Raw genomic sequence first — 25,683 nt, forward strand, 5'->3', positions numbered from 1 at the left:
CAGCTAGGCGCCAGGCGCCAGTTCGTTGACATACTGCAGCGCTATCCAGAGTTCGGCCCGGACCTGCGCCTGGTTCAGGTCAGTGTCCAACAGTTCGGCCACCGCGTTGATCTGCCGCCGGACGCTGTTCCGGTGCAGTCCCAGCGCTTTGGCCGTGGCATCCCAGTTCCCGTTCTCGCCGAGCCATGCCCGCAACACGGACAGGTGAGCCGTCCGGCGGTCGCTGTCCTGGCTGAGCACCGGCTCGAGCAGCCGGCTGGCCAGCATGGCACCGGCTTCCTGCCCCAGCAGTCCGGCGACCGTCCATGTCACTTCACCCACCCTGGCGCTCTTGCCGGTGGTCTGGACGCGCTGCCGTAACGCCGTCACCCGCTGGTACGCACTGCTCAGATCCGTGAGCTCGGTGGCGTCCCCGATGACCAGCCGCCACCCGAGTTTCTCGATTTCGCCCAGCAGCGCGTCGTCCACCCTGAGCCGGGTGATGGCGGCGAAGCCGTAGTCCGTGAGCTCCACGAGCTTCGTGTCGAACAGGCGGCGCCACTGCAGCAGCTCCCGTACCGGGCTCTCGCCGGCGCGCCCGGCGGCCTGATCAGCCTTGACGCCCTGCACGACCCGCAGCGGCGTGGAACGGGTAGAGGAGGTGCTTTGGGCCAGCAGGTCCCGGAGGCCGTTGACGTGCCGCGTTCCACCGCTGGCAAGGCTGTCCGGGTGGAGCAGCAGGGCGGTGGCCAGCTGGCTGGGTGCCAGGGAGCCGCTGGTCCGCTGGCGGACCAGCAGTTCCAGGAGCCCGACGCCGGCTGAGACCACGCTGTTCTGCGACGGCGTCAGGGGCGCATCCGTGCCCAGGATCAGCGCACCAAGGTTTGCGTCGCGGGTGCTGCGCAGGGGATGGCCGAACACGAGCGCCGAGCCCGGGACGTCGAAGGAATCCATTTCCACGCGGGGGCCGCTCCCGCCCAGGAGCCGGTCCAGGATCTGCCGCAGGGCGGAAAGCTCGACGCCGGAGCCCGCCCGTGCGCGGACCCTTCCGTCCGCCCCGACCAGCACAGCCCATACCGGGAGACGCTGGGTCAGCGCGGCCAGGAGTTCATGCTCGGGGCGGGCGGAGAGGACGGCGCGCATCAGCTGCCTGTTGGTGTCCGCCAGCTGCCTGAACAGCTTGGCGTTGTCCGATTCCAGAAGCTGCGAGAACTCGAGCCCGATGGCCGCGAAGGGCACCGTGCTGGGCACCTCCACCAGCGTCAGGTTGTGCCGGATGCAGGCCTCTACCAGCGTGTCCGGCACGGCAGTGAAGTAGGGCTCGAGGCCGAAGCCCAACGCGCCCACCCGGGCTTCCACCAAACGCCGAACATAGGCATCGACCCGTGCCCGGTCGCCTGCCTCCCCCACGAACGGCAGCCCGGCCGTGAGGAGGAACTCTCCGTCGAGCAGATACGGGGTGGGGTCTTCAAGCTCACTGGGCTCGACCCAGCGCAGCAGGCCGGAACCGTTGCCGCCGTCGTGAAGGACTTTCAACGCCGGCGGCAACTTGTCCAGGAACTGTTCCAGCGTGACGACACTCAACCGCTCGGCCCCATTCCCGTTGCCTGTCCCTCCGGCCGCCCCTGATGCCGTTGCGGGGGCCTTACGCGACATGAGGCACACCGTCTTCGGGGTCCTCGTAATCGGGGCACTCGTACGCCCTGGGCAGCCGCGGCGCTATCCGGTTGATGATTTCGTCGCCGTGGCTGCCGATCGCCGCCCCCCAATCGTCCGCGCTCGCAGCCCCGCTGTTCGGATCGCCAAACAGCACGGCGGTGTCACCGACAGAAACGCCGCCCGCTTCGGGACCAAGATCCACCATGAATTGGTCCATGCACACCTTGCCGATTACGGGAACCCGCCTGCCACCCAGCTGGACGACGCTGCGCCCCGAAATGCCTTTCGGAATGCCGTCCGCATAGCCCAGCGGAATCAGCGCCAGGAACCTGGGCTCGTGCGTGATGGCCTGGTGCTCGTAGCTCACACCTGTGCCTGCCGGGACCTTCTTCACCAGCACCACGGGAGCCGTGACAGTCAGGGCGGGACGAAGCCCGTAGTCTGCCGGATCGAGATGGTCGGCCGGGGCAAGGCCGTAAATGGCCAGGCCTGCCCGTACCATATCGAAGGCAAACTCCGGCCGGTCCAGGATGTTGGCGGAGCTGGAAACATGCCGCAGCTCGAGATCCAGCCCTGCCTCCCGGGCCTGGCGCACGGCCTCCTCGAACGCGTTCACGGCGGCAGCGTTGCCAGGGTGGGCCGGCACGTCCGCCCAGGCCAGGTGGGTCCAGATGCCCCTCACGGTAAGAATTCCCGCAAGCTCCGCCCGGCGTGCCGCGGCTACGAGATTCGGCCAGTCTTCGGCGCGGGCACCGCCGCGGCTGAGGCCGCTATCGAGCTCCAGATGGACCGCCGCCGGCTTCCCTAGCCCCATCGCGATGCCTGCCACTGCGTCCAGCTGGGCGGCGCTGCCCAGGGACATGTCAACGTCGTTTTCCACGGCCTCGCGGATTATTTCGCTGGATGCTGTGGCCAGGTACAACCAGGACAGGACCGGGGCGGTGATACCAGCCCGGCGGAGTGCGAGGGCCTCGGTGAGTTGCGCCGTTCCGAGCCAGTTGGCGCCGGCGGCAAGGGCTGCCTGCGCCACGTCCACCAGCCCGTGGCCGTAGGCGTTGCCCTTTACCACGGCCATGAAATGCGGTGCGGGGGTTAGCCTCCGCAGCGCTCGGACGTTGTCGGAAATTGCGGACAGATCAACGCTGACCTGGCCCGAGAGCACCGTCATCGAGGTGCCTGTCTGGTGTGCATTACGTCTCATGCCTGAACACTATAGGTCATTTTGCACACCTGTGAGAGATGGCTCACAGCCTTAGGCTGGAGCGACGGCAATCGACAACTACCCACGAACGGACGTCAACGATGACTCTGCCCACCTTCACAGAACAGCAGCCGGCGGTGACCTCCAGCCGCCCCGGACTGGCAGCACAGCTCCTTCGCCGAAAGCCGATCGGACAGATGGTCAACGAAGCCGAAAGCGGCCACGGCGGCACACGCCTGGTCCGCAGCTTCGGCGTTCTGCAGCTGACCATGATCAGTGTGGGCGCCACCCTCGGTACCGGCATCCTCGTGATCCTGGGCGAATCAGTGCCGCTGGCCGGGCCGGCCATCTGGATCTCGTTCGCCATCGCCGGCGTGGCCGCGCTGCTGTCCGCCGTGTCCTACGCCGAAATGGCAGGACTGGTGCCGGCTGCGGGCTCCAGCTACTCGTACACTTACGCCACCATGGGTGAGGGCATGGCCTGGATCTGCGGCTGGTGCCTTGTGCTCGAATACGCCGTTTCCGTAGCCGCCGTCGCGGTGGGTGCCGGCCAGTATGTCAACGAAGCGCTGGCGGTCTTCGGGCAGGCGCTGCCCGATGCTGTCTCGCAGCCGCCGGGTGACGGCGGGGTGGTCAACGTCCCGGCCATGATCATCGTGGTGCTGTCCATGGTCCTGCTGGTCCGCGGCGCCAAGGAAAGCGCGTGGATCAACACCGCGATCGTGGTGGTCAAGGTGGGCATCCTGGTCTTCTTCTGCGCCGTGGCCTTCACTGCCTTCAACGGCGGCCACTTCGAGCCGCTCCTGCCGATGGGTGCCGCCGGTGTTTCCGCTGCTGCGTCCCGGGTGTTCTTCTCCTACATCGGGTTCGACGCCGCCTCCACCGCGGGCGAGGAAGCCCGCAACCCCAAGCGCGACCTGCCCCGGGCCATCATGCTCTCCATGCTGATTGTCACCACCATCTACGTGCTGGTTGCCGTAGCCGCCATAGGCGCCCGCCCGTGGGGCTGGTTCGACGGCACCGAGGCCGCATTGGTGAAAATCCTGGAGGAAATCACCGGCCAGCCATGGATCGCGCTGGTGTTCGCCGTCGGTGCTGTGCTCGCCATCGCCAGCATTGTGCTCACCGTCCTTTACGGACAGACCCGCATCCTGCTGTCCATGTCCCGCGACGGACTGGTTCCCAGCATCTTCGGCCGCGTCTCCCACCGCACCGGCACGCCCGTTGCCGGAACCCTGATCGTGGGAACGGCCGTCGCCCTCACTGCCGGGCTGGTCCCGCTCGGGGCGCTCGCGGACGCCACCAGCATCGGCACCCTGTTCGCCTTCGCCCTGGTGAACGTGGCCGTCATCTACCTCCGCCGCACCCGGCCGGAGCTCACGCGGACCTTCCGGGTTCCGCTGTTCCCGCTGACACCGATCCTGGGCGCGCTCATGTGCGTCTACCTGATGGCCAACCTGGGCGCCGAAACGTGGGTGACCTTCGGAGTCTGGATGCTCGTGGGACTGGCCGCCTACCTTGGTTACGGCAGGCGGCACTCACGGGTGGCCGCGCTGGGGCAGGAGGAATACCGTGAACTATCCGGCCGTGACTTTTCCCCAGCTCCCGCACCCGCTGAAGCGACAATCTTTCACCAGTAAGACAACAGACGAGACCACGGAGACAGACCTTCCATGACAACCGCTACCGAACTGCCGGCATCCGACCCGTCCAGCACGACCACCGCCGCACCAGGCATCCTGCCGGAGGCCGGAGCGCCGGGCCAGGCCCCGGTGACCATGCTGAACCCCGATTTCCCATTCAGCTACGACCACTACCTGTCCCACCCGGACGGCCTTGGTTCGGTTCCACCGGAACTGCACGGCACCGAAGTCGCCGTGGTGGGGGCCGGGCTGTCCGGGCTCGTGACGGCGTACGAACTGATGCGGCTCGGGCTGCGCCCGGTGCTCTACGAAGCGGACCAGCTCGGCGGACGCCTGCGCACCGCCAGCTTCCCTGCGGCCCCGGACGTGGTGGCGGACCTGGGCGGCATGCGCTTCCCGGTCTCCGGCAAGGCGTTCTACCACTACATCGACCTGCTGGGCCTGGAGACGCGGGACTTCCCTAACCCGCTGGCACCGGCAACCTCCAGCACCGTGATCGAACTGGCGGGGCAGAAGCATTACGCCACCACCTCGGCGGACCTGCCGCCGTTCTTCCGCGAAGTGGCCGACGCCTGGAAGGCGGCCGTGAACGACGGCGCGCAGTTCACCCAGATGCAGGAGGCCATCCGGGCGCGGGACACAGCCCGGATCAAGGAGCTGTGGAACGAGCTTCTTCCGGAACTCGACGAGGAGACCTTCTACGGCTTCATCGCCGGCAGCCAGGCGTTCCGGAAGGCGGGATTCGCGCACCGCGAGGCGTTCGGCCAGGTCGGCTTCGGCACCGGCGGCTGGGACACCGACTTCCCCAACTCCATCCTGGAAATCCTGCGTGTCGTCTATACCGACGCCGACGACCAGCACCGGCTCATCGCCGGGGGAGCGCAAAGGCTCCCCGAGGCACTCTGGCGCCACGCGCCGTCGGGCATGGTCCACTGGCCGGAGGGGACGTCCCTGGCGTCCCTGCACTCAGGTTCCCCGCGCGGGGCGGTGGAGCGGATCAGCCGCGACGCCGACGGCAACCTCCGCATCCGGGAGCGCTGGGGGAGGGAAGCCTCCTACCCGGCCGTGGTCACCACCTGCCAGTCGTGGCTGCTGTCCACCAGGATCCACACCGAGGAGGCGCTCTTCCGGGCCGAGCTGTGGACCGCGATCGAGCGCTCGCACTACATGCAGTCGTCCAAGACGTTCGTGATGGTGGACCGGCCGTTCTGGAAGGACATCGATCCGGAAACCGGCAGGGAGGTGCTGTCCATGACACTCACGGACCGGCTCAACCGCGCCACGTACCTTCTGGACAACGGCCCCGATCAGCCGGCCGTGATCCTGCTGTCCTACACGTGGAACGATGACGCACTGAAGTGGCTGGCGCTCGACGCCGAAGAACGAGTGGAGCTGATGCTGCACTCGCTCGAGCAGATCTACCCCGGCGTGGACATCGCCAGCCACATCGTGGGCCAGCCCATCACCGTCTCCTGGGAGGCCGACCCCAACTTCATGGGCGCGTTCAAGGCGAACCTGCCCGGCCACTACCGCTACCAGCAGCGGCTGTTCACCCACTTCAAGCAGGACAAGCTGCCGGAATCCCAGCGTGGCATCTTCCTCGCCGGCGACGACGTATCCTTCACCGCCGGCTGGGCCGAGGGGGCAGTGACCACGGGGCTGAACGCGGTGTGGGGCGTGGTGAACCACCTCGGCGGCTCATCGGCCCCGGGCAACCCCGGCCCCGGCGACCTGCTGGACGAGCTGGGACCGATCAGCCTGGACTGACCCGCGCGGGCCCAACTGGGTAGCACTTCAGGGCGTTCCCAGCGCTGGGAACGCCCTGTGCTGCGACCTACTTGGGTGGGTGGAGTTCGCGGTGCGCCCGGGCGAGCTCGCGGTAGTGCGTCGCGTTGCGCTTCACGCCGTCGAACTCCTCATCGGTGAGTTCGCGGCGCACCTTGGCCGGGACCCCGGCCACCAGCGAGCGGGGCGGGACGACCGTGCCTTCCAGCACGACGGCGCCGGCCGCCACGAGCGATCCGGCGCCGATCACCGCTCCGTTGAGGATGGTGGCGCTCATGCCGATGAGGCAGTCGTCTTCCACAGTGCAGCCATGGACGACGGCGCTGTGCCCGACGCTGACGCGCGCCCCGACACTGCAGGGGAAGCCCGGGTCGGCGTGCAGGACCACGTTGTCCTGCAGGTTGCTGCCGGTGCCCACGGTGATGGCGGCGGTGTCGGCACGTACCGAGACGCCGTAGAACGCACTGGCGTCCTCGGCGAGCGTGGCACGGCCGATGACCGACGCCGTCGGCGCAACGAAAACGGAGGGGTGGATGTCCGGCGTGTCACCGGCGAAGGGGTAAATGGGAGCCATGCCCCCAAGCCTAGGACAAGGTGGGCATGGAGTAGCGCGGTTGGCTAGTGTGCCAGGGCGGCGTCGTCAGTCAGCACTTGTGCCAGCTGAATGAAGTCCGCTGCCACGACGTCCCAGTCTGAAGCCGGGGCCAGGTCCAACCCCACAACTACGTCCCACGGCAGCCCGGCGTTCTTGCCCATGTTGACCAGCAGGGCGGTGTTCCCGTTGGACAGTTGCCCGATGACGTAGCGGCTCTTCAGCTGGTGCAGGCCATCGCGGCTGTCCGGCCACGCCGGCAGGCGCTCCCAGGCATGGTTGAGTTCCTCAAGATCCGCGCTGGTAAAGCCGGCAGGGGAGAGCCCGCTCCGCTCGAGCACGCGCTTCAGGTTTTCCAGGTGCAGCTGGTCCAAAGGCACGTAGCCGCGTTGGCCGGAACGGACCGTTTCCATGGACGGCTGGTACTCCGCCCGCCATTTGTCCGCCAGGTTCAACGGGTCCACTGCGAGCCCGTGCCTGTCCGCGAATCTCCTGATCTCGGCGGCAACGCCGGACCGCCAGTCGACCACCGTTCCGAAGGTGTCGAACAGCACGGCCTTGGGCTGCCGGCCTGTCGACGGCGAAACGAAAGTCATGGTCATCTTCTGCCCCGGGCGCCCGTCAGTGTGCTCCGCCGACGTTCAGGACGACGACGCCGGCGACCACCAATGCGATCCCGAGGACCTTCATGAGGTTCAGTTCCTCGCCGAGGAAAACGGCGCCGATGGCCACGATGGCAACCGTTCCGAGGCCTGACCAGAGGGCATAGGCCACGCCGACGGGCACACTCTTGACCACCTGCGACAGCAGCGCGAAGGCAATTCCGTAGGAGCCCAGGCACCAGACGCTGGGCCAGAGCCGGCTAAATCCTTCTGTCGACTTCAGGAGGCTGGTGCCCAGGACCTCCGCGGCGATCGCCAGTGCCAGATAGACGTAGCCCAAAAGGTATTGTCCTTTCTCATTGCTGGGGCCCTGACCGGCGTGCTGCCGGCGCGTCGCACCCAGACCAGTCCCATCCTAGGTGCGCGCAGAACAGCAGACTTACCCGAGGGCCCGCGAGAGCTCCTGGCCGAGAATCCTGGTGCCTTCCGGGAAGGCGCCCGGGTTGGGGCCCGCGTAGTTGAGCCTGATGAAAGGCCCCGCAGGTTCGGCAGGGAACCACTCCGTTCCGGCGGCAATGATGACGCCGGCGCTTTCGCAGTTCCGGGCGAGCTGTTCGACTTCGGTCCCGTCGGGAAGGCGCACCCAGAGGTTCAGCCCGCCCTTGGGGACATTCTCGATGTGGGCCTGGGGTACGTGCTGAATCAGGCTCGTGAGCAGAAGATCGCGGCGGGATTGGAGTTGGTGCCGGAGGCTTCTCAGATGGGTCTGCCAGGCCGGCTGCGTGACGACATCGAGTGCCGCGGCCTGGAGCAGGCCGCTGACATACATCGACTCGGCTGCCCGGTCGGCAAGGATGCGCTCGCGTGCCGGGCCCCGGGCGATGGCGGCGGCCACACGGATGGCAGGGGAGACGCTCTTGGTCAGCGACCGGAGATACACCACGTGGCCGGAATCATCGCGGGCCGCCACGGGCTGTGCAGTGGTGGTAATGCCGAAGTCGTGTGCCCAGTCGTCCTCGAGGAGGAAAGCGCCGTTCTTGCGCACGACGTCCAGTACCTGTTCGCCGCGCCGGCCGTCCCACTGCGCGCCCGTGGGGTTCGCATAGTTCGGCTGCGCATAGAACATCCGGGCGCCCGTTTCCTCAAAGGCGCGGGCCAGCTCGGCCGGGTCCGGTCCGCCGGCACCGCTCGGTAGGGGAATGACCCGGACGCCGGCCTGCGCCGCGGCCAGGATGGCGCCCCAGTAGGTTGGGGACTCCATGAGGAGCGGCTGTCCGTAGCCGACGAGGGCCCTGAAGATGGAACTGAGGCCACTTTGGCTGCCCGGAAGCACGACGACGTCGCTCGGGGTTGGCGGCGTAATGCCGGCCGGGGTGGAGCTTCCGAGCTCGTGGGCGAACCACGATTGCAGCTCGGGCAGCCCTGCCGCCGGGGGACGGGACAACGCTGCCTCGCCGCGGGCCACCCGCGTGAGGGCCGCGCGCACCAGCCGCTCCGGCAGGAGTTCGCGGGCCGGATAGCCGGAATGGAAGGCAATGACATCGTTCGATGCGGTGCGCATCGCGGCGGACGTCGGGCGAAGGGGAGCCTGCGGTGACCGCAGGGCCGCCGTCTGCCAGCCGTAGTCCGAGGGCCGCGCGGTCCGGACGGCCCGCACGAATGTCCCCACGCCTGGCCGGCTCTCGATCACGCCCTCCCTCGTGAGGGCCTGCAGCGCCTTCTGAACTGTAACCGGGCTGGCCTGGTGCTCCGCGACGAGCGACCGCGTCGACGGCAGGCGCGATCCCGGCGCGGCGGCGGCGACCCATTCCCTCAGCCGCGACGCAATCCGGGAGCTGCTATCGTTGTTCATGAGGGACAATAGTAGCGCTACTGTTCATGTCAGCCCAGTGATATCGTCACTCTCTTCGTCAGGCGCCGGGTCGCCACACAGCGGTACCTCCCATGCCGGAATCTGGTGGGGCCTCCTGGGCGTAGTGGCTTTCTCGTTCACCGTTCCCTTTACCCGCCTCGCAGTCGAAGGGCTGTCGCCGTTGTTCATTGGCTCGGCCCGGGCGGTGGTGGCGGCTGTCCTGGCCGCCGCGGCCTTGGGACTGACGCGGCAGCGCTTTCCCCGCCGCACGCAATGGCTTCGTCTGGCGGTGGTCGCCGGAGGGGTCGTCGTCGGCTTCCCCATGCTTACGTCCTTCGCGCTCACTGCCGCGCCGGCCAGCCATGGGGCCGTGGTGATCGCCCTGCTTCCGGCCGCGACTGCAACGATGGCGGTTCTCCGCGGCCGTGAGCGCCCGCGAGTGGCATTTTGGGTCGCGACAGGAGCGGGGGCCATTGCTGCCGTTGCCTTCGCCTTTGCACAGCCGGGCGGCTTCGGCCAGCTGCAGTGGACGGACGCGTTGTTCTTCGGCGCCGTGCTGGCAGCGGCCGTGGGGTACGCCGAGGGCGGGCTGCTGGCCCGCGAGCTTGGCGCGTGGCAGACCATATCGTGGGCCCTCGTCCTTGCCGCGCCCCTGATGGTCGGTGCGGTGGCTTTCTCTGTATCCCAGCAAACGCCGTCAGCCACACCGGCGCAGTGGGCTGCCTTTGCCTATCTCGGTGTCGTCAGCATGTTCCTGGGCTTCTTTGCCTGGTACCACGGCCTCGCTATCGGGCCCATGGCCCAAGTGAGCCAGGTCCAGCTCGCCCAGCCGGTGATGACCATCTGTTGGGCTGCGGTTCTGCTTGGCGAACAACTGACGTGGGCCACCATTGTCGGCGGCCTTGCCGTCATTGTCTGCGCCGGCGCCGCGGTCCGCGTCCGGCTCAACCGGCCGACCGTAACCCAGCGCAGCCAACTGCTGTCCCAGCGGACCGGAGATAGCAGCGGGCGCTGAGCGGACAGAGCAGTTCTGCGGCAGTCAGGGAAGGATGACGGCGATCGGCGCACCCGGTTCTGCCACACGCTCAAGCTCCCGCACGACGTCGTCCGCCTGGTCCGCCGTGAGTCCCTCCAGCGACTGGACTGCCCAGACCGCCGGGAACGTATTCGCGGCGAAGGGCAGGCGCGAGGGCTCAGCCACCGACACGCTCAGACGGCGGGCCATGGCGTACCTGACGTTGCCGTCGAAAGGGTCAACGCCCGTGTAGTGGATGCCGGCCTGGACGAACCGGAGGCCGTCGTCGCCCGGGCCGCAGCACACGTCCAGCACGGCGTGCCTGCCCTGGGATTTGAGCAGGGCGATGAAGGGCTCCAGCGAGGTTTCTGTCAGCAGAGTCATCGTGTTAACCAGTCTTGGTTAAAACGCGCCGTCTGTGAACCGCCAGCGAAAACCGCCGCTGCGGGCACACCGCCCGCGGCGGGGTAGCAGTTATCGGCCGAGCGTCAGTTGAAGACGACCGTCCGGTTGCCGTCCAGGAGCACGCGGTGTTCGGCATGCCACTGCACGGCCTGGGCTAGGGTGCGGCCCTCCACGTCCCGTCCCATCTGCACGAACTGTTCCGGCGTGCGCGCGTGGTCCACCCGGATGACTTCCTGCTCAATGATTGGGCCCTCGTCCAGGGCGGCGGTGACGTAGTGTGCGGTGGCGCCGATCAGCTTCACACCGCGGGCATGGGCCTGGTGGTACGGCTTGGCGCCCTTGAAGGATGGCAGGAAGGAGTGGTGGATGTTGATCGCCTTGCCGGTCAGTTCGGTGCACAGGTCGTCGGAGATGATCTGCATGTAACGGGCAAGGACGGTCAGTTCGACGCCTTCTTCGGCGATGATCTTGCGGAGTTGGTCCTCGGCCTGGTCCTTCGTGTCCGCCGTCACCGGGATGTAGTGGAACGGAATGCCGTAAAACTCGGCAAGACCGGCCAGGTCCCGGTGGTTGGAGACGATCGCGGGAACCTCGATGGGCAGGGTGCCGGAGCGCTGCAGGAACAGGAGGTCGTTCAGGCAGTGGGCGGACTTGCTGGCCATCAGCACGGTGCGGACCTTCCGGCCCACGGGGTCCAGGCTCCACTGCATGCCGAAGGCTTCGGCCACCGGCTCCAGGGCAGCAACCACCTCGGTCTGGGAGGCGGTGGTGGTGGCTTCCACGCGCATGAAGAAGGTCCCGGTGGACTCGCTGCCGTACTGCTGTGAGTCCGTAATATTGCAGCCCGCCACGAGCAGGGCGCCGGCAACGGCGTGCACAATTCCGGGGCGGTCCGGGCAGGACAGGGTTACTACGTACGATTTGGCGAGCTGGTCTTCATTCACGAAGAACAGCCTACCCGCGCGTCGGTCCCGCTTTTGATAGTGTGGTGGCGTCGCAACTGGCGTTTGGGTGGCTAACCACCAGGGAGCGGCATTCACGAAGACCACGGATCGTACGCCTGGGCCGAGGGTCATGTTTTGCCGGTAGCGCTGCGCTTCTCGAAGAGCAGCCACCCCAGTGCGCTGCGGCGCCCTTAATAGACCTGCGCCGGAAGCCATTCCGGATGGTTGTCATCTAAGGGCGGAGCAACGTTCCAGCCGGTAGCCTGACCTTTAGCAGTGCCCATCCCTAGCCAGGAGTTCTTCGTGACCACTTCACCGACTTCCGTTAGTACCTCCTTCGTCAGCAACCAGCCGCTGGCTGAACTCGATCCCGAGATCGCCGCAGTACTGGACCAGGAACTCGGCCGCCAGCGCGGCACCCTGGAAATGATCGCCTCCGAAAACTTCGCCCCCCGCGCGGTTATGGAAGCCCAGGGCTCCGTTCTGACCAACAAGTACGCCGAGGGCTACCCGGGCCGCCGATACTACGGTGGCTGCGAGTACGTGGACGTCGCCGAGCAGCTGGCGATCGACCGGGTCAAGGCCCTGTTCGACGCCGAGTACGCCAACGTCCAGCCGCACTCCGGCGCGCAGGCCAACGCTGCCGCGCTCCACGCCATGATCACCCCGGGGGACAAGATCCTGGGCCTCTCCCTGGCACACGGCGGTCACCTCACGCACGGCATGAAGCTGAACTTCTCCGGCAAGCTCTACGAAGTTGCCGCCTACCAGGTCGAGGAAGGCAACTTCCGGATCGACATGGACAAGCTGCGCGAGCAGGCCATCGCCGAAAAGCCGCAGGTCATCATCGCCGGCTGGTCCGCGTACCCGCGCCACCTCGACTTCGCCGCGTTCCGTTCGATCGCCGACGAGGTAGGCGCCCTGCTCTGGACCGACATGGCGCACTTCGCCGGCCTCGTCGCCGCCGGACTGCACCCGAGCCCGGTCCCGCACTCCGACGTCGTCACCTCCACCGTGCACAAGACGCTGTCCGGGCCGCGCTCCGGTGTCATCCTGGCGAAGCAGGAATGGGCCAAGAAGCTCAACTCCGCCGTCTTCCCGGGCCAGCAGGGCGGACCCCTCATGCACGTCATCGCCGCCAAGGCCGTGGCGTTCAAGATCGCCGGCACCGCCGAATTCAAGGAGCGCCAGGAACGCGTCCTGGAAGGCGCCAAGATCATCGCCGACCGCCTCAACCAGCCCGATGTTGCCGAGGCCGGCGTCTCCGTCCTCACCGGCGGCACCGACGTTCACCTGGTGCTGGTGGACCTGCGCAACTCGCAGCTGGACGGCCAGCAGGCCGAGGACCTCCTGCACTCCGTGGGCATCACCGTCAACCGCAACGCCGTGCCGTTCGACCCGCGCCCGCCGATGGTCACCTCTGGCCTGCGCATCGGTACCCCGGCCCTGGCCACCCGCGGCTTCGGCGCCACCGAATTCACCGAGGTTGCCGAGATCATCGCCACCGCGCTCGTTAAGGGCACCTCCGGCAGCGTCGATATTGATGCCCTGCAGGCCCGCGTGGACAAGCTCGCTGCCGACTTCCCGCTGTACCCGCAGCACGAGCAGTGGTGATCCGTGACTGAAACCGCAAAAACCGCGCAGATCCTTGACGGCAAGGCTACCGCCGCTGCCATCAAGGCCGAGCTGACCGAACGCGTGGCCGCACTCAAGGCCAAGGGCGTCACTCCGGGACTGGGCACCATTCTGGTGGGGTCTGACCCCGGCAGCACCTGGTACGTGGGCGGCAAGCACAAGGACTGCGCCGAGGTGGGCATCAACTCCATCCGCCGCGACCTGCCTGAGGAAACCACCCAGGACGAGCTCCTGGCCGTGGTCCGCGAGCTGAACGACAACCCGGAGTGCACGGGCTACATCGTCCAGCTGCCGCTGCCCAAGCACATCGACCAGGACGTCATCCTGGAGGCCATGGATCCGGACAAGGACGCCGACGGCCTGCACCCGATGAACCTGGGCCGCCTCGTGGCCAACATCAGCGGCCCCATGAAGTCCCCGCTGCCCTGCACCCCCAAGGGCTGCGTGGAACTGCTTAGCCGCCACGGCATTGACCTGAAGGGCAAACGCGTCCTCGTCGTGGGACGCGGCGTGACCATCGGTCGCCCGGTGGGCCTGCTGCTGACCCGCAAGGACGTCAACGCCACCGTCGTTCTGGCGCACACCGGCACCGCCGACCTGCCCGCCGAACTCCGGCAGGCCGACGTCGTGATCGCCGCTGCCGGCGTGCCGCACCTGGTCAAGGCGGAGGACCTGAAGCCGGGCGCCATCGTGCTCGACGTCGGCGTGAGCCGTGTTGACGACGGCACCGGCAAGGCAGTGGTCACCGGTGACGTGCACCCCGACGCCGCCGACGTCGCCGCCTGGCTGTCCCCGAACCCGGGCGGCGTGGGTCCGATGACCCGCGCCATGCTCCTGGCCAACGTGGTGGAAACCGCGGAACGCCACGCGGGCATCGCGTAATCCCCACCCGCTCCCTGACCTCGCAAGCTCGGCCAGGGAACCCGGCGGGCGGGGCCCCCGGCTCAACCAGTCAAGCGTAGGGCGTCTACTCCTCCGGGAGTAGGCGCCCTACGCCGTTAAGCCGACGACGGGCGGGGCCTTCCCGGCTAGGCTCGGACCTATGCAGCGCCGTTTCCGGGGACCGCCCACAGCAGCCATCGTGGTTGCCGTGGCCGTCTTCGAGGTGGTGGGCACCGTGTTCGCCTCCGCCCGGCAGCCGGACCACCGCCCGCTGGATGCCCTCGCGTTCGTCCTGCTGCTGGCCGGACCGGCTTCCCTGTCGCTGCGGCGCCGTGCCCCGCTCGTGATGCTTCCGGCCGCGGCGGCGTCCGTCGTGGCGTATTTGGCCCTTGGCTACGCGTGGGGTCCGGTGTTCCTGTCGTTGGCGCTGGCGATCGTGCTCTCCGCCGCTGCCGGCAAGCGCTGGCAGACGTGGGCCGTGGCCGGCGCATGCGCGGCCGTCCTGGTGGCCGGCGCGGCGGGCAGCGGCGACGAGTTCGCCCTGGTCCGGGCATTTGCCGGCACCTCGTGGCTGGCCATTCTGGTGCTGATGGGGGAGGGCATTCGGCTGCGCACCGAACGGGTGGCGGAACGCCGCCGCCAGCACGAGGCCCGCGAGCAGGCTGCCCGCGACGAGTACCGGCTGGCCCTCGCCCGGGACATCCACGACGTGGTTGCCCATTCCCTGTCGCTGATCAATGTCCGCGCCTCGGTGGCACTGCACCTGGGGGAGAAGGACCCCACCCAGTTCCGCCCCGCGCTGGAAGCCATCAAGGCAGCAAGCAAGGATTCACTGGCCGAGGTCCGCCAGCTCCTGGGCGTGCTCCGCGAGGACGCCCCGCTGAGCCCCGCACCGCCGCCGCGGCTGGACCGGATCCCGGGGCTCGCCGACGACGCCCGCCGCGCCGGGCTCGAGGTCAGCCTGACCCAGCCGGAGGCGGCCGTTGTGCACCAGCTTCCGGACGCCGTCCAGGAAGCGGCGTACCGGATCGTCCAGGAGGCACTCACCAACGTGGTGCGGCATTCCGGCGCCCGGAAGGCCGCCGTCGTCCTCTCACTGGAGGGAACGACGCCGGCGGGGAACGCCGGAAAGCAGCTCACCGTGACCATTGACGACGACGGCGCCGGAGCCGCCGGGGTGCCGGAAGGCAACGGCGTGACGGGGATGCGGGAGAGGGCGGCCGCCGCGGGCGGTTCGCTTCACCTGGCGCCGCTGAACCTGTCGCCGCTGCGTCCCGGCCGGCGGGTCCGGGCCGTGATTCCGCTGGCCGGACCGCCGTCCCCACCCGTGCCCGGACCGGAACGGGAGGCGCGGTGATCCGCATCCTGCTGGCCGATGACCAGACCCTCATCCGCGCCGGCTTCCGCGCCCTCCTGAACGCCGAACCGGACATGGAGGTGGTGGCCGAGTGCGGAACCGGCCGCGACGCCGTCCGCCTGGCGGCGCGCGAGCATCCGGATGTGGTGCTGATGGACATCCGGATGCCCGAGACGGACGGGCTGGAGGCCACCCGGAAAATCATGGCCGACCAGGGCCTCGCGGGCACCCGCATCATCATCCTCACCACCTTCGAATTGGACGAATACATCGCGGAGGCGGTGCGGGCTGGGGCGGCAGGGTTCCTGGTGAAGGACACCGAGCCCGAGGAGTTGCTCCGCGCCGTCCGCGTGGTCCACGAGGGCGACGCCCTGCTCTCACCGTCCGTCACTCGGCGCATCATGGCCCAGCTGGCGCTGCAGTCCCGGGCGACGGCGGCCCCGGTGCTGCTGGTGAACATCACCGAACGTGAACGCGAGGTCCTGCGGTTGGTGGGCGAGGGGCTGAACAACGCGGAGATCGCGGAACGGCTGGTGATCACGCCCCTCACGGCCAAGACGCACGTCTCCCGCATCATGACCAAGCTGCTGGTCCGTGACCGGGCACAGCTGGTGGTGCTCGCCTACGAATCGGGGCTCGTGCGGCCCGGCTGGGCCGGTTAGGGATGCTGGGCGGTCAGGGGTGCTGGCTCGCCGGGCTAGGGGTTCTGGGCGGTGTAGGGGCTGCGGGGTCCGGCTGAGGCAGCAGGGGCCGGCCTCCCGGCGGAGTACGCGGGGCACCCAAAGTGACTCCCGCCGTCGGACGACCCGCCGCCGTCGGACGGCCAGACTCGAAGCAGAGCCGAAGGACGGCCCTTACCGAGATTTTGGGAGCATGACATGACTTCATCCCTGGCCACCACTTTCGCGGTCCAGTCCGCGCAGCTGCTGGCCGATCCCGTCGCCCATGGTCCCTGGGGCGCAGGCCCGTGGGGCACCGGATTCTCGCCATGGTTCCTGCTGTTCCCGCTGTTCTGGATCCTGGTGATCGGACTGATCATCTTCTTCGCCCGCCGCACCTGGCGCAGGAACCACGAGTGGGCCACGGCCCGCGGCGGTGAGAGTGTCCTGCGGGAGCGCTACGCACGCGGCGAAATTGACGAGAGCGAATACCGCCAGCGCCTGGAGGTCCTCCGCGGCGACTCCCGGAGGGAATCTGGGGGGAACCGCAGGTAACGCCAACCGCAACGCGGGGTCAGATATCGCCCAGTGCCGCCTCGGAATTGGGCGGTACCTGACCCTCCCACCCGCCCCCTTCCCTCGCAAGTCCGATCCGGCTCCCTGCCCTCGCAAGCTCGGGCCGGGGGCCCTCGCCCGAGCGGCTCCACGGCCAGGGAACCCGGCGGGCGTGGGCCCACGTTGCGGTCCGGATTTTTTGAGATTTAGCTATTCCTTTGGCCCGTGCCGCGTACTAGCGTAATGGGGTGCCCGAACTCCATTCCGCCGAAGGAACGTCCAAGAAGCCTGTGCCCGCCAACGAGACAGGGCCCACCAACGAAACAGAACCCGGCGCCGTGCCCGCCGCGCTGCGGTACGTGATTACCGCAGAGAACCTGACCAAGACCTACGGCGACGTCACCGCCGTCGACGGCATTTCCTTCAGCGTCCCGGCGGGGGAGTCCTTCGGGCTGCTCGGCCCCAACGGCGCGGGGAAGTCCACCACCATGAAAATGATCGGCGGGGTGTCCCAGCGGACCTCCGGGAAGCTGACCATCATGGGGCTGGACCCCGAGCAGAACGGTCCCGAAGTGCGCGCACACCTGGGCGTCGTGCCGCAGCAGGACAACCTGGACGAGGAACTCAAGGTCCGGGACAACCTGCTGGTCTATGGCCGCTACTTCGGCCTGCCCATGAGCTATCTCAAACCCAAGGCCGACGAGCTGCTCGAGTTCGCGCAGCTGACGGATAAAGCCAAGTCCAAGGTGGACGCCCTGTCCGGCGGCATGAAACGCCGCCTCACCATCGCGCGCTCACTCATCAACGAGCCCCGCATCCTGCTGCTCGACGAGCCCACCACCGGCCTGGACCCGCAGGCGCGGCACATCCTCTGGGACCGGTTGTTCCGGCTGAAGGAGCAGGGCGTCACGCTCATCCTCACCACGCACTACATGGATGAGGCGGAGCAGCTCTGCGACCGGCTGATCGTGGTGGACAAGGGCCGGATCATGGCGGAAGGCTCGCCGGCCGCGCTCATCCGGGACTACTCCACCCGCGAGGTCCTGGAGCTGAGGTTCGGATCGGAGCGCAACGCGAGCATCGGGGCCGAGCTCGAAGGCATCGGCGAACGCCTGGAAACACTCCCGGACCGCGTGCTGATCTACACCCACGACGGCGAGGCGGCACTGGAGGAAGTCTCCGCGCGCGGACTGCGGCCGCTGACCTCGTTGGTGCGCAGGTCCTCGCTGGAGGACGTGTTCCTCCGGCTCACCGGCAGGAGCCTCGTTGACTGAGCGCACCTTGCGCGCCCACCCTCCCGAGGTGTCGGCCGCCAGGGCGCGGCGTTGGGGCGCCTTCTACTACGCCGAGCAGGTCCTGCGCGTCATGAAGGGGTACGGCTGGTCCATCTTCCTGTACAGCGTGGGCCAGCCCGCGGCGTACCTGTTCGCGATGGGCGTCGGCCTGGCCACGCTGGTGGACACCAACGCTGTCTCCGCGTTCGGCGGGGTCAGCTACATCGCCTTCATCGCCCCGGCGTTGCTGGTGTCTGCCGCGGTCATGACCGCAGCCAACGAATTCACGTTCCCGGTGATGGACGGCTTTAAATGGCGCCGGGTCTACTACGGTCCGCACGCCAGCCCGCTGACCCCCGAGCAGATCGCGGCCGGGCAGATCATCGCGGTGACACTGCGGTTCCTGCTGCAGTCCGTCATCTACTTCGTCATCGTGGCGATGTTCGGCGCATCACCCAGTGGCTGGGGCTGGGGCTCCGTGCTGGTGGCCACCCTGGCCGGGCTCTCGTTCGGCCTGCCGCTCATGGCCTACGCGGCATCCATCAAGGAGGACAAGGGCCAGTTCGCCATGGTGATGCGGTTCATCGTCATGCCGCTGTTCCTGTTCTCTGGCACGTTTTTCCCGCTGGACACGCTGCCCGTGCTGGTCCGCTGGATCGGCTGGATCTCGCCCATCTGGCATGGCACGGAGCTGGGCCGGGTGATGACCTTCGGCTACGAGGAGTCCCCGGTGCTGACCATCATCCATGTCGTGTTCCTGCTGGCACTGGCCTGGTTCGGCTGGGTCCTCACCAAGCGCCAATTCGTCAGGAGGATGGGACAGTGACAGTCCTGACCCAGGGCCACGCCGTCACGGAGGAAGCCCGGAACAGGCGCTTCGGCCCGCTGTACTCGCGCAATGCCCGTGCGGTGATCGGGCGCGGGCTGATGGCCACCAAGAGCAGCAACTGGCTGGTCATGCTGTCCGGGTTCTTCGAGCCGGTGCTGTTCCTGATTTCGATGGGCGTCGGGATGGGCGCCGTGGTGGGCTCCGTCACCGGTCCGGGTGGCCAGGAGATCAGCTACGCGGCGTACATCGCGCCGGCGCTCCTGGCGGTTTCGGCCATGAACGGGGCGGTGTACGACTCCACCTGGAACGTCTTCTTCAAGATGAACTTCGCCAGGCTCTACCAGGGGATGCTGTACACGTCGCTCGGGCCGCTGGACGTGGCCATCGGCGAGATTTTCCTGGCGCTGCTGCGCGGCCTGCTGTACGCCACCGGGTTCACGGCAGTCATGGGGCTGATGGGCCTGATCACCACTCCGTGGGCACTGCTGATGATTCCGGCCTCGGTGCTGATCGCCTTCGGGTTCGCCAGCTTCGGCATGGGCATCACCAGCTTCATGAAGACTTTCCAGCAGATGGACTGGGTGAACTTCATCATGCTGCCGATGTTCCTCTTCAGTGCCACCTTCTATCCACTGAGCGTCTACCCGCAGTACATCCAGTGGCTGATCCAGGCCATGCCGCTGTGGCACGGGGTGGAGCTGCTGCGGCAGATCAGCGCTGCCGCCTTCACCCCGGCCACCGCCATCCACGTGGGCTACTACCTGGTGATGATCGTGCTGGGCCTCATGCTCACCACCGGCAGGCTGCGGAGCCTGTTCCTGAAGTAGGCAGGTGTTCGCCGCCGGTGGAAGCGTCCTGGGGCGCTCCGTGGATTTGAGAGAATAGCTGCATGCAATCTCTGGGCAGCTCCAAGTCGTCATCCACCCCCGGCCGGGGCGGATTCTCCATGTTCCGCATCAGCGGTCCGGGCCTGCTGGTCCTGATCACCGCCTTCCTGGTGGCAGTGATCTTCGCCGCCAACCAGAACGACGTCGTCGGCTGGGTTGTTGCCGTCATCGCACTGTTCTGGCTGGCGCTCGCCTCCTTCGTGGTCTTCAGCATCCAGCGGGCGGCCAAGAAGGCCGGAGCCAAGATCAACGAGGCGCACAACGCGTTCAACGCCGCCACCGGCCGCGCACCCTCCACCGTCTCGGCCGACCACGGCGGTACCCGCCTGGTCCGTGAACGCGGCGAGGCGGAGGAGCTCCGGGACATGAAGCTGGACCACTCCTTCAAGATCGTGCAGGTGCAGGTGCGCGTGGTGGAGCAGGAGCGGGCCAAGGGTGCAGCCGCGGACCAGGACACTATCCGCCGCGCCCTCGAGACCATTGAGATCACCGCCACCAACGCCCGTGACATGATCAAGTCGTCCGGCGGCTCCGGCGAGCCCGTGACCGGAACCATCATCGACTAGAGTGGAACGGGTGAGCTCGGCATTGAAGAAGGACCACCTTCGCATCGCAACAGTCAACGTCAACGGCCTCCGCGCTGCCTACAAAAAGGGCATGGCCGAGTGGCTGGCGACCCGCGAAGTGGACATCCTGACCCTGCAGGAAGTCCGGGCCCCTGACGCGATCGTGCGCCAGCTCATCGGCGAAGGGTGGCACATCCTGCACGCCGAAGCCGAGGCCAAGGGCCGCGCCGGCGTCGCCATCGCCTCCCGCGAGGAGCCCCTCGTCACCCGTGACCACATCGGCGATGACTACTTCGCCACGGCCGGCCGCTGGGTGGAGGCGGACTTCCGGGTCCGCGACGCCGAAGGCAACGCCTCCCAGCTGACCGTCGTGAGCGCCTACGTGCACTCCGGCGAGGCAGGCACCCCCAAACAGGACGACAAATACCGCTTCCTGGATGTCATGAGCACGCGTCTGCCCGAGCTCACCAAGCACAGCGACCACGCCCTGGTCACCGGTGACCTGAACGTCGGCCACACCGAGCTGGATATCAAGAACTGGAAGGGCAACGTCAAGCGTGCCGGCTTCCTGCCCCAGGAGCGCGCCTACTTTGACCGCTTCTTCGGTGAGGAGATCGGCTGGAAGGATGTTCACAGGGGCCTGGCGGGCAACGTCAACGGCCCCTACACCTGGTGGTCGCAGCGCGGCCAGGCCTTCGACAACGACACTGGCTGGCGCATCGACTACCACCTGGCCACCCCTGCCCTCGCGGCCGCAGCAGTTTCGGCCGTCGTGGACCGGGCGCCCTCGTGGGACACCCGCTTCTCTGACCATGCCCCGCTGGTAGTGGACTACCGGCTCTAGTTCCTAAGGCTCCTGACGAATGACCTCCACTCCCACCGTGACCGACGCCGCAGCCGCGCAGCCCGAAGCAGCAAACGGTACCCCGCCAGAGGCCGGAATCCGGCACCGCATCCTCTCCGGCATGCAGCCCTCCGCCGACTCTCTGCACCTTGGTAACTACCTCGGCGCCCTGGTGAACTGGGTGCGGATGCAGGATGAGTACGACGCCATCTTCTTCATCCCGGACCTGCACGCGATCACCGTTCCCCAGGACCCCGCGGAGCTGGCCCGGCGGACGCGGGTCACGGCCGCGCAATACATCGCCGGCGGCGTGGATGTGGACAAGTGCACCCTGTTCGTCCAGTCCCAGGTGCCCGAACACGCCCAGCTGGCCTGGGTCCTGAACTGCATCACGGGCTTCGGCGAAGCCTCCCGCATGACGCAGTTCAAGGACAAGGCGCTCCGGCAGGGCTCCGAGTACGCCAGTGTGGGGTTGTTCACCTACCCCATCCTGCAGGCCGCGGATATCCTGCTCTACCAGCCGCACGGCGTTCCGGTGGGCGAGGACCAGCGCCAGCACGTGGAACTCAGCCGCGACCTCGCCGCCCGGTTCAACACCAGGTTCGGCAACACATTCACCGTTCCCGAGCCCTTCATCCAGAAGGAATCGGCGAAGATCTACGACCTGCAGCTGCCCACCGCCAAGATGTCCAAGTCCGCGGAGTCGCCCAACGGCCTGATCAACCTGCTCGATGACCCCAAGGTCATCGCCAAAAGGATCAAGTCCGCCGTGACCGACGCGGAGACCGAGATCCGGTTCGACCGGGAAACCAAGCCCGGCGTGTCGAACCTGCTGACCATCTACTCGGCCATCACCGGGCAGAGCGTCGACCAACTGGTGGCCGCCTACGAAGGCAAGATGTACGGCCACCTGAAGGTGGACTTGGCCGAGGTGGTGACTGAGCGGCTGACCCCCATCCGCGACCGCGCCAACGAACTCCTGGCGGACCCGGCTGAACTTGACCGGCTGCTCGCGCTGGGCGCCGACAAGGCCCGCGCCATCGCCTCTGCCACCCTCGCAGACGTCTATGCCAAGACCGGCTTCCTGCCGTATGCCGGAGCCCGCTAGCGAGATGCCGGCCCCCAAGCCCGCCAACAGCGGAGTCAGCAACGGAATGAGCCTCGGCGTCATTCTGGCCTTCCCGCCTGAAATCGCCGAGGAACTGCAGCGGTGGCGGGCGTCCTTCGGGGACCCCATGGCCACCGTCATCCCGGCCCACATCACGCTCGTCACCACCACGCCCACGCACGACTGGGAAGCGGCCCGGGACCACGTGCGCGCAGTGGCCCGGACACAGGCGCCGTTCATGGTGACCATCTGCGGAACAGGGTCCTTCCGGCCCGTCTCCCCGGTGGTTTTCATCAAAGTGGAGGAGGGCTTCCAGGAGTGTGTTGACCTCCACGAAAAGCTCCAGACCGGCCCGCTCGAACGTGAGCTGCCCTTCGCCTACCATCCCCATGTGACCATTGCCCACGACGTCGCCCCGGAGAGCCTCGATGAGGCGGAAACGGTGCTGAAAGACTACAGGGCAACCTTCCCGGTGGTTAGCATGGGACTCTACGAGCACGACACCGGCGGTATTTGGCAGCTACGGGAAGAGTTTGACTTTGGTACCGAACCAGACGACGAACGGGACGCCCTCCGAGCAACAAACGCCGACGGAGCCACCGCTCCCCACTGAGCGTGCCCAACTGAAGCTGGAGGTCATCCGCAAACAGGTGGAGTGGGGCAAGGCCCGGAGGTCCGGCCAGGGGACCTTCCCCCGGCTCATGGCCCTGGTCCAGTTTCTGCAGGCCCGGCTGAACACCTTCCGTCCCATTCGGGTGCTGCAGCACTACACCCGGCAGCACGGCCCGCTGATGAGTGCGGGCACCGGCTTCAACATGTTCTTCTCCATCACCGGCCTGCTGGCCACGGGGTTCTCCATTGCGGGGCTGGCCTTGCGCGGCCAGCCGGCCCTCCTGGACCGGATCATCGCCAGTGTGTCCGAGAGCGCCCCGGGGCTGCTGAAGGTCAACGGCGGCGACGGGCTGGTGGATCCGAAGGACCTCCTGAACCCCGACGGTCTCGGCTGGACGGCAGTCATCGCGGCCGTCGTTACCGTCATTACGTCCCTGGGCTGGATCGCCGGACTCCGGGAGGGGCTTCGGGGAGTGATGATGCTGGGCCCGCTCAAGCTCAACCCCGTGGTCCTCAAGTTACACGACGCCGGAACGCTCCTGCTGCTCGGAGTCGCCCTGGTTATCAGCTCGGGTGTGTCCCTCGTGTTCGGCACCGCGGCGGGCTGGCTGATCGAGCAGCTCCGGCTGGATCCGGCCGTGGCAGGGCCTCCGGCGGCGCTGATCAAGATCGCCGTGCCGCTGCTCCTGAGCTGGATTACGGCGCTCATCATGTTCCGCCTGGCCGGCGGCCTGAAGCTGTCCCGGCAGGCGCTGCTGGAAGGGACCATCCTCGCCGGTGTGGGCACCACGGTCCTGCAGGTCTTCAGCACCGAGCTGCTCGCCGGCGCCGGACGCAACCCCATCCTGGCGCCGTTCGCCATCATCATCGGGCTGCTGATCTGGTTCAACCTGGTTAGCCGGGTCTACCTCGTGGCGGCGTCCTGGTCGGCCATCCGCGAAGAGGACCTGAAGGCCGCTCCGGCCGCCAAAACCACCGGCTGGGGGGCACGGCAGGTGCAGCCGGGCAAGACACCGGTGGAACGGCACCAGCCGGCCGAGCATCCGCGCCCCGTGGGCGTCAGTGTCCGGCGTCGAGGTACTGGTCGGCCCACGCCGCGATAATCTTGGCGGCCCGCGCGGCCTGCCCCTTGCCGGTCAGGAGGTGGTCGCTGCCTTCAAGGGAGACGAAATTCCGCGGATGGCGGGCGGTCTGGAAGATTGTGCTGGCGTTCTCGATGCCCACGGTGTTGTCCGTGGGGGAGTGCAGGACCATCAGGGGCTTGTGCAGCCGCCGGATGCAGTCCGTAAGGTCGGCGTTCTCGAGGTCCTCCACGAAATGCCTGCGGATCTCCACCCGTTTGCCGCCCAGGTCCACCTCGGCGCTGCCTTCGCTGAGGATCTTGTCCAGCGCCGCATCGAAGACGTGCGCAACATGTTTGGGGGAGAAGGGCGCCCCGACCGTGGCGACCGCATCGAGTTCCGGGATTTCAGACGCGGCCGCGAGTACGGCGGCGCCGCCGAAGGAATGCCCCACCAGCAGGGAAACCGGGCGGCCCTCGGCCCGCATGTACTCCGCCGCGCGGACGGTGTCCGCCACCTTGTGACTGAATGATCCAGCGGACCACTGCCCTGCGGAGCCGCCGAGGCCCACGTTGTCGAAGCGCAGCATGCCGATCCCGTTGTCGGCCAGCGCCTTGCACATCCGGGACGCCGCGGGGCTGTCCTTGCCCAGCGTGAAGCCGTGCGAAAAGACGCCCCAACCCTTCACGGGGCCGTCCGGCACGTCGAGGATGCCGGACAGCAGTTCGCCGGTGGTGCCTTCGAACGAGACTTTTTCGGAGCGGGACATCTGGTCCTCCCTGGTGGTTGGGCTTGTCGAAACCTCCCCACCCGCGCCCTAACCTCGCAAGCTCGGTCAGGGAACCCCGCGGGCGTGGGCCCAGTTCGATTAATACAACGATGGCGCCGCCCACCGTACGTTCCCGTACATGGTGAGCGACGCCGTCGTCCGTTACGTCCGCTGGTAAACGGTGTTAGATCTTGCGGGCCAGAATGGCCTGCTTGACCTCTGCGATGGCCTGCGTGACCTGGATGCCGCGGGGGCATGCCTCGGAGCAGTTGAAGGTGGTGCGGCAGCGCCACACGCCTTCCTTGTCGTTAAGGATCTCCAGGCGCATGTCGCCGGCATCGTCGCGGGAGTCGAAGATGAACCGGTGGGCGTTCACGATCGCTGCCGGGCCGAAGTACTGGCCATCGGTCCAGAACACCGGGCAGGAGGACGTGCACGCGGCGCACAGGATGCACTTGGTGGTGTCGTCGAAGCGCTCACGGTCCTCGGCCGACTGCAGGCGTTCCTTCGTGGGCTCGTGGCCCTTGTTGATGAGGAACGGCATGACCTCGCGGAAGGACTGGAAGAACGGCTCCATGTCCACGATCAGGTCCTTCTCCACCGGCAGGCCCTTGATGGGCTCTACGGTGATGGGCTTGGACGTGTCCAGGTCCTTCAGCAGGGTCTTGCAGGCGAGGCGGTTGCGGCCGTTGATACGCATGGCATCGGAACCGCAGACGCCGTGGGCGCAGGATCGGCGGAAGGAGACACTGCCGTCCACGTCCCACTTGATCTTGTGCAGGGCGTCCAGCACGCGGTCCGTGCCGTACATGGTCAGCTTGAAGTCATCCCAGTGGGCTTCGGCGGAAACCTCGGGGTCGTAGCGGCGGACGCGCAGGGTGATGTCGAACGTCGGGATTTCCCCGCCGCCGCCAACACCGGCGGGAAGTTCGATCTTGGAGGCTGGCTCAGCAAGTTCAGCGGACATA

General features: G+C 67.5%; 26 protein-coding genes and 1 riboswitch. Of the genes, 16 read left to right on the top strand and 10 right to left on the bottom strand.

Translation table 11 applies throughout. The annotated features are described in order from the left end of the window. Nucleotides 1-3: 3 nt before the first annotated feature. Together QF036_RS07430 and alr are read right to left on the bottom strand one after the other, a co-directional pair. Nucleotides 4-1,635 (bottom strand): PucR family transcriptional regulator, encoded by a 1,632-nt coding sequence (locus tag QF036_RS07430; RefSeq protein ID WP_307100586.1) that lies wholly within the window; start codon nucleotides 1,633-1,635, stop codon nucleotides 4-6. Continuing rightward, nucleotides 1,625-2,839 (bottom strand): alanine racemase, encoded by a 1,215-nt coding sequence (gene alr / locus QF036_RS07435; RefSeq protein ID WP_307100588.1) that lies wholly within the window; start codon nucleotides 2,837-2,839, stop codon nucleotides 1,625-1,627. The genes QF036_RS07430 and alr overlap by 11 nt, the downstream gene beginning before the upstream one ends. 101 nt (nucleotides 2,840-2,940) lie before the next feature. Here alr and QF036_RS07440 point away from each other — a divergent pair, with 101 nt between their 5' ends. Both QF036_RS07440 and QF036_RS07445 read left to right on the top strand, forming a co-directional pair. Next, nucleotides 2,941-4,479, top strand: coding sequence for an amino acid permease (locus QF036_RS07440; protein ID WP_307100590.1), 1,539 nt, complete (start codon nucleotides 2,941-2,943; stop codon nucleotides 4,477-4,479). A 33-nt stretch (nucleotides 4,480-4,512) separates the two neighbouring features. Beyond that, nucleotides 4,513-6,249, top strand: coding sequence for a flavin monoamine oxidase family protein (locus tag QF036_RS07445; RefSeq protein ID WP_307100592.1), 1,737 nt, complete (start codon nucleotides 4,513-4,515; stop codon nucleotides 6,247-6,249). Nucleotides 6,250-6,316: 67 nt separating this feature from the next. On the opposite strand, the gene QF036_RS07450 is transcribed toward QF036_RS07445, so the two are convergent. The 4 genes from QF036_RS07450 to QF036_RS07465 all read right to left on the bottom strand — a co-directional run bounded on the left by QF036_RS07450 (nucleotide 6,317) and on the right by QF036_RS07465 (nucleotide 9,313). After that, a complete protein-coding gene (locus QF036_RS07450; RefSeq protein ID WP_307100594.1) occupies nucleotides 6,317-6,841 on the bottom strand; it encodes a gamma carbonic anhydrase family protein in 525 nt (174 codons plus the stop codon). Between the two features lie 44 nt (nucleotides 6,842-6,885). Beyond that, nucleotides 6,886-7,455 (bottom strand): HAD family hydrolase, encoded by a 570-nt coding sequence (locus QF036_RS07455; protein WP_307100597.1) that lies wholly within the window; start codon nucleotides 7,453-7,455, stop codon nucleotides 6,886-6,888. Nucleotides 7,456-7,480: 25 nt separating this feature from the next. After that, the gene (locus QF036_RS07460) at nucleotides 7,481-7,801 is read right to left on the bottom strand and encodes a DMT family transporter (RefSeq protein WP_307100598.1); all 321 of its coding nucleotides are present in this window, start codon (nucleotides 7,799-7,801) and stop codon (nucleotides 7,481-7,483) included. A gap of 99 nt (nucleotides 7,802-7,900) precedes the next feature. After that, on the bottom strand, nucleotides 7,901-9,313 hold the full coding sequence (locus tag QF036_RS07465) for an aminotransferase-like domain-containing protein (RefSeq protein ID WP_307100600.1): 1,413 nt from the start codon (nucleotides 9,311-9,313) through the stop codon (nucleotides 7,901-7,903). On the opposite strand from QF036_RS07465, the gene QF036_RS07470 reads away from it, so the two are divergent. Beyond that, nucleotides 9,312-10,328 (top strand): DMT family transporter, encoded by a 1,017-nt coding sequence (locus QF036_RS07470; protein ID WP_307100602.1) that lies wholly within the window; start codon nucleotides 9,312-9,314, stop codon nucleotides 10,326-10,328. The two genes, QF036_RS07465 and QF036_RS07470, sit on opposite strands and share 2 nt — an antisense overlap. Nucleotides 10,329-10,352: 24 nt before the next feature. On the opposite strand, the gene QF036_RS07475 is transcribed toward QF036_RS07470, so the two are convergent. Continuing rightward, complete coding sequence (locus QF036_RS07475; RefSeq protein ID WP_307100604.1) at nucleotides 10,353-10,712, bottom strand: class I SAM-dependent methyltransferase; 360 nt, start codon at nucleotides 10,710-10,712, stop codon at nucleotides 10,353-10,355. A gap of 104 nt (nucleotides 10,713-10,816) precedes the next feature. After that, a complete protein-coding gene (gene purU, locus QF036_RS07480) occupies nucleotides 10,817-11,677 on the bottom strand; it encodes a formyltetrahydrofolate deformylase (RefSeq protein WP_307100606.1) in 861 nt (286 codons plus the stop codon). A gap of 42 nt (nucleotides 11,678-11,719) precedes the next feature. Further along, nucleotides 11,720-11,806: riboswitch (ZMP/ZTP riboswitch) on the top strand. Between the two features lie 174 nt (nucleotides 11,807-11,980). Here purU and glyA point away from each other — a divergent pair. From glyA to QF036_RS07545, 13 genes are all read left to right on the top strand, one after another. Next, nucleotides 11,981-13,291, top strand: coding sequence for a serine hydroxymethyltransferase (gene glyA / locus QF036_RS07485; RefSeq protein ID WP_307100608.1), 1,311 nt, complete (start codon nucleotides 11,981-11,983; stop codon nucleotides 13,289-13,291). Between the two features lie 3 nt (nucleotides 13,292-13,294). Beyond that, a complete protein-coding gene (locus tag QF036_RS07490) occupies nucleotides 13,295-14,194 on the top strand; it encodes a bifunctional methylenetetrahydrofolate dehydrogenase/methenyltetrahydrofolate cyclohydrolase (protein ID WP_307100610.1) in 900 nt (299 codons plus the stop codon). A gap of 160 nt (nucleotides 14,195-14,354) precedes the next feature. Then, nucleotides 14,355-15,551, top strand: coding sequence for a sensor histidine kinase (locus tag QF036_RS07495; protein ID WP_307100612.1), 1,197 nt, complete (start codon nucleotides 14,355-14,357; stop codon nucleotides 15,549-15,551). Then, the gene (locus QF036_RS07500) at nucleotides 15,548-16,213 is read left to right on the top strand and encodes a response regulator transcription factor (protein WP_307100615.1); all 666 of its coding nucleotides are present in this window, start codon (nucleotides 15,548-15,550) and stop codon (nucleotides 16,211-16,213) included. The genes QF036_RS07495 and QF036_RS07500 overlap by 4 nt, the downstream gene beginning before the upstream one ends. 216 nt (nucleotides 16,214-16,429) lie before the next feature. After that, nucleotides 16,430-16,765, top strand: coding sequence for an SHOCT domain-containing protein (locus QF036_RS07505; RefSeq protein WP_307100617.1), 336 nt, complete (start codon nucleotides 16,430-16,432; stop codon nucleotides 16,763-16,765). A gap of 338 nt (nucleotides 16,766-17,103) precedes the next feature. Further along, on the top strand, nucleotides 17,104-18,039 hold the full coding sequence (locus QF036_RS07510) for an ABC transporter ATP-binding protein (RefSeq protein ID WP_307105821.1): 936 nt from the start codon (nucleotides 17,104-17,106) through the stop codon (nucleotides 18,037-18,039). Next, complete coding sequence (locus QF036_RS07515; RefSeq protein ID WP_307100619.1) at nucleotides 18,032-18,865, top strand: ABC transporter permease; 834 nt, start codon at nucleotides 18,032-18,034, stop codon at nucleotides 18,863-18,865. Before QF036_RS07510 ends, QF036_RS07515 begins: the two co-directional genes overlap by 8 nt. Then, the gene (locus QF036_RS07520; RefSeq protein ID WP_307100621.1) at nucleotides 18,862-19,695 is read left to right on the top strand and encodes an ABC transporter permease; all 834 of its coding nucleotides are present in this window, start codon (nucleotides 18,862-18,864) and stop codon (nucleotides 19,693-19,695) included. Before QF036_RS07515 ends, QF036_RS07520 begins: the two co-directional genes overlap by 4 nt. A 62-nt stretch (nucleotides 19,696-19,757) precedes the next feature. Next, nucleotides 19,758-20,321: a hypothetical protein gene (locus QF036_RS07525; protein ID WP_307100623.1), complete on the top strand. Its 564-nt coding sequence runs from the start codon at nucleotides 19,758-19,760 to the stop codon at nucleotides 20,319-20,321. A gap of 10 nt (nucleotides 20,322-20,331) precedes the next feature. After that, a complete protein-coding gene (locus tag QF036_RS07530) occupies nucleotides 20,332-21,165 on the top strand; it encodes an exodeoxyribonuclease III (RefSeq protein WP_307100625.1) in 834 nt (277 codons plus the stop codon). Nucleotides 21,166-21,184: 19 nt separating this feature from the next. Then, nucleotides 21,185-22,273 (top strand): tryptophan--tRNA ligase, encoded by a 1,089-nt coding sequence (gene trpS / locus QF036_RS07535; RefSeq protein ID WP_307100627.1) that lies wholly within the window; start codon nucleotides 21,185-21,187, stop codon nucleotides 22,271-22,273. 4 nt (nucleotides 22,274-22,277) lie between these two features. After that, a complete protein-coding gene (locus QF036_RS07540; RefSeq protein WP_307100629.1) occupies nucleotides 22,278-22,886 on the top strand; it encodes a 2'-5' RNA ligase family protein in 609 nt (202 codons plus the stop codon). Nucleotides 22,887-22,923: 37 nt separating this feature from the next. Next, the gene (locus QF036_RS07545; protein WP_307105823.1) at nucleotides 22,924-23,988 is read left to right on the top strand and encodes a YihY/virulence factor BrkB family protein; all 1,065 of its coding nucleotides are present in this window, start codon (nucleotides 22,924-22,926) and stop codon (nucleotides 23,986-23,988) included. Here the strand turns inward: QF036_RS07545 and QF036_RS07550 are convergent. Together QF036_RS07550 and QF036_RS07555 are read right to left on the bottom strand one after the other, a co-directional pair. Then, entirely contained in the window at nucleotides 23,945-24,715 is a 771-nt protein-coding gene (locus QF036_RS07550; protein ID WP_307100631.1) for an alpha/beta hydrolase family protein, read from the bottom strand. The genes QF036_RS07545 and QF036_RS07550 overlap by 44 nt on opposite strands. Before the next feature lie 184 nt (nucleotides 24,716-24,899). After that, the gene (locus tag QF036_RS07555) at nucleotides 24,900-25,682 is read right to left on the bottom strand and encodes a succinate dehydrogenase iron-sulfur subunit (RefSeq protein ID WP_307100633.1); all 783 of its coding nucleotides are present in this window, start codon (nucleotides 25,680-25,682) and stop codon (nucleotides 24,900-24,902) included. Between the last annotated feature and the right edge of the window lies 1 nt (nucleotide 25,683).

The organism is Arthrobacter globiformis (genome assembly GCF_030817195.1).
GTDB classification, from domain to species: domain Bacteria; phylum Actinomycetota; class Actinomycetes; order Actinomycetales; family Micrococcaceae; genus Arthrobacter; species Arthrobacter globiformis_D.

Bases quoted from the DNA above. Each gene is read 5' to 3' on its own strand.
- QF036_RS07430 (WP_307100586.1), bottom strand. From the start codon at position 1,635: ATGTCGCGTAAGGCCCCCGCAACGGCATCAGGGGCGGCCGGAGGGACA.
- alr (WP_307100588.1), bottom strand. From the start codon at position 2,839: ATGAGACGTAATGCACACCAGACAGGCACCTCGATGACGGTGCTCTCG.
- QF036_RS07440 (WP_307100590.1), top strand. From the start codon at position 2,941: ATGACTCTGCCCACCTTCACAGAACAGCAGCCGGCGGTGACCTCCAGC.
- QF036_RS07445 (WP_307100592.1), top strand. From the start codon at position 4,513: ATGACAACCGCTACCGAACTGCCGGCATCCGACCCGTCCAGCACGACC.
- QF036_RS07450 (WP_307100594.1), bottom strand. From the start codon at position 6,841: ATGGCTCCCATTTACCCCTTCGCCGGTGACACGCCGGACATCCACCCC.
- QF036_RS07455 (WP_307100597.1), bottom strand. From the start codon at position 7,455: ATGACTTTCGTTTCGCCGTCGACAGGCCGGCAGCCCAAGGCCGTGCTG.
- QF036_RS07470 (WP_307100602.1), top strand. From the start codon at position 9,312: ATGAGGGACAATAGTAGCGCTACTGTTCATGTCAGCCCAGTGATATCG.
- QF036_RS07465 (WP_307100600.1), bottom strand. From the start codon at position 9,313: ATGAACAACGATAGCAGCTCCCGGATTGCGTCGCGGCTGAGGGAATGG.
- QF036_RS07475 (WP_307100604.1), bottom strand. From the start codon at position 10,712: ATGACTCTGCTGACAGAAACCTCGCTGGAGCCCTTCATCGCCCTGCTC.
- QF036_RS07495 (WP_307100612.1), top strand. From the start codon at position 14,355: ATGCAGCGCCGTTTCCGGGGACCGCCCACAGCAGCCATCGTGGTTGCC.
- QF036_RS07505 (WP_307100617.1), top strand. From the start codon at position 16,430: ATGACTTCATCCCTGGCCACCACTTTCGCGGTCCAGTCCGCGCAGCTG.
- QF036_RS07525 (WP_307100623.1), top strand. From the start codon at position 19,758: ATGCAATCTCTGGGCAGCTCCAAGTCGTCATCCACCCCCGGCCGGGGC.
- trpS (WP_307100627.1), top strand. From the start codon at position 21,185: ATGACCTCCACTCCCACCGTGACCGACGCCGCAGCCGCGCAGCCCGAA.
- QF036_RS07540 (WP_307100629.1), top strand. From the start codon at position 22,278: ATGCCGGCCCCCAAGCCCGCCAACAGCGGAGTCAGCAACGGAATGAGC.
- QF036_RS07550 (WP_307100631.1), bottom strand. From the start codon at position 24,715: ATGTCCCGCTCCGAAAAAGTCTCGTTCGAAGGCACCACCGGCGAACTG.
- QF036_RS07555 (WP_307100633.1), bottom strand. From the start codon at position 25,682: ATGTCCGCTGAACTTGCTGAGCCAGCCTCCAAGATCGAACTTCCCGCC.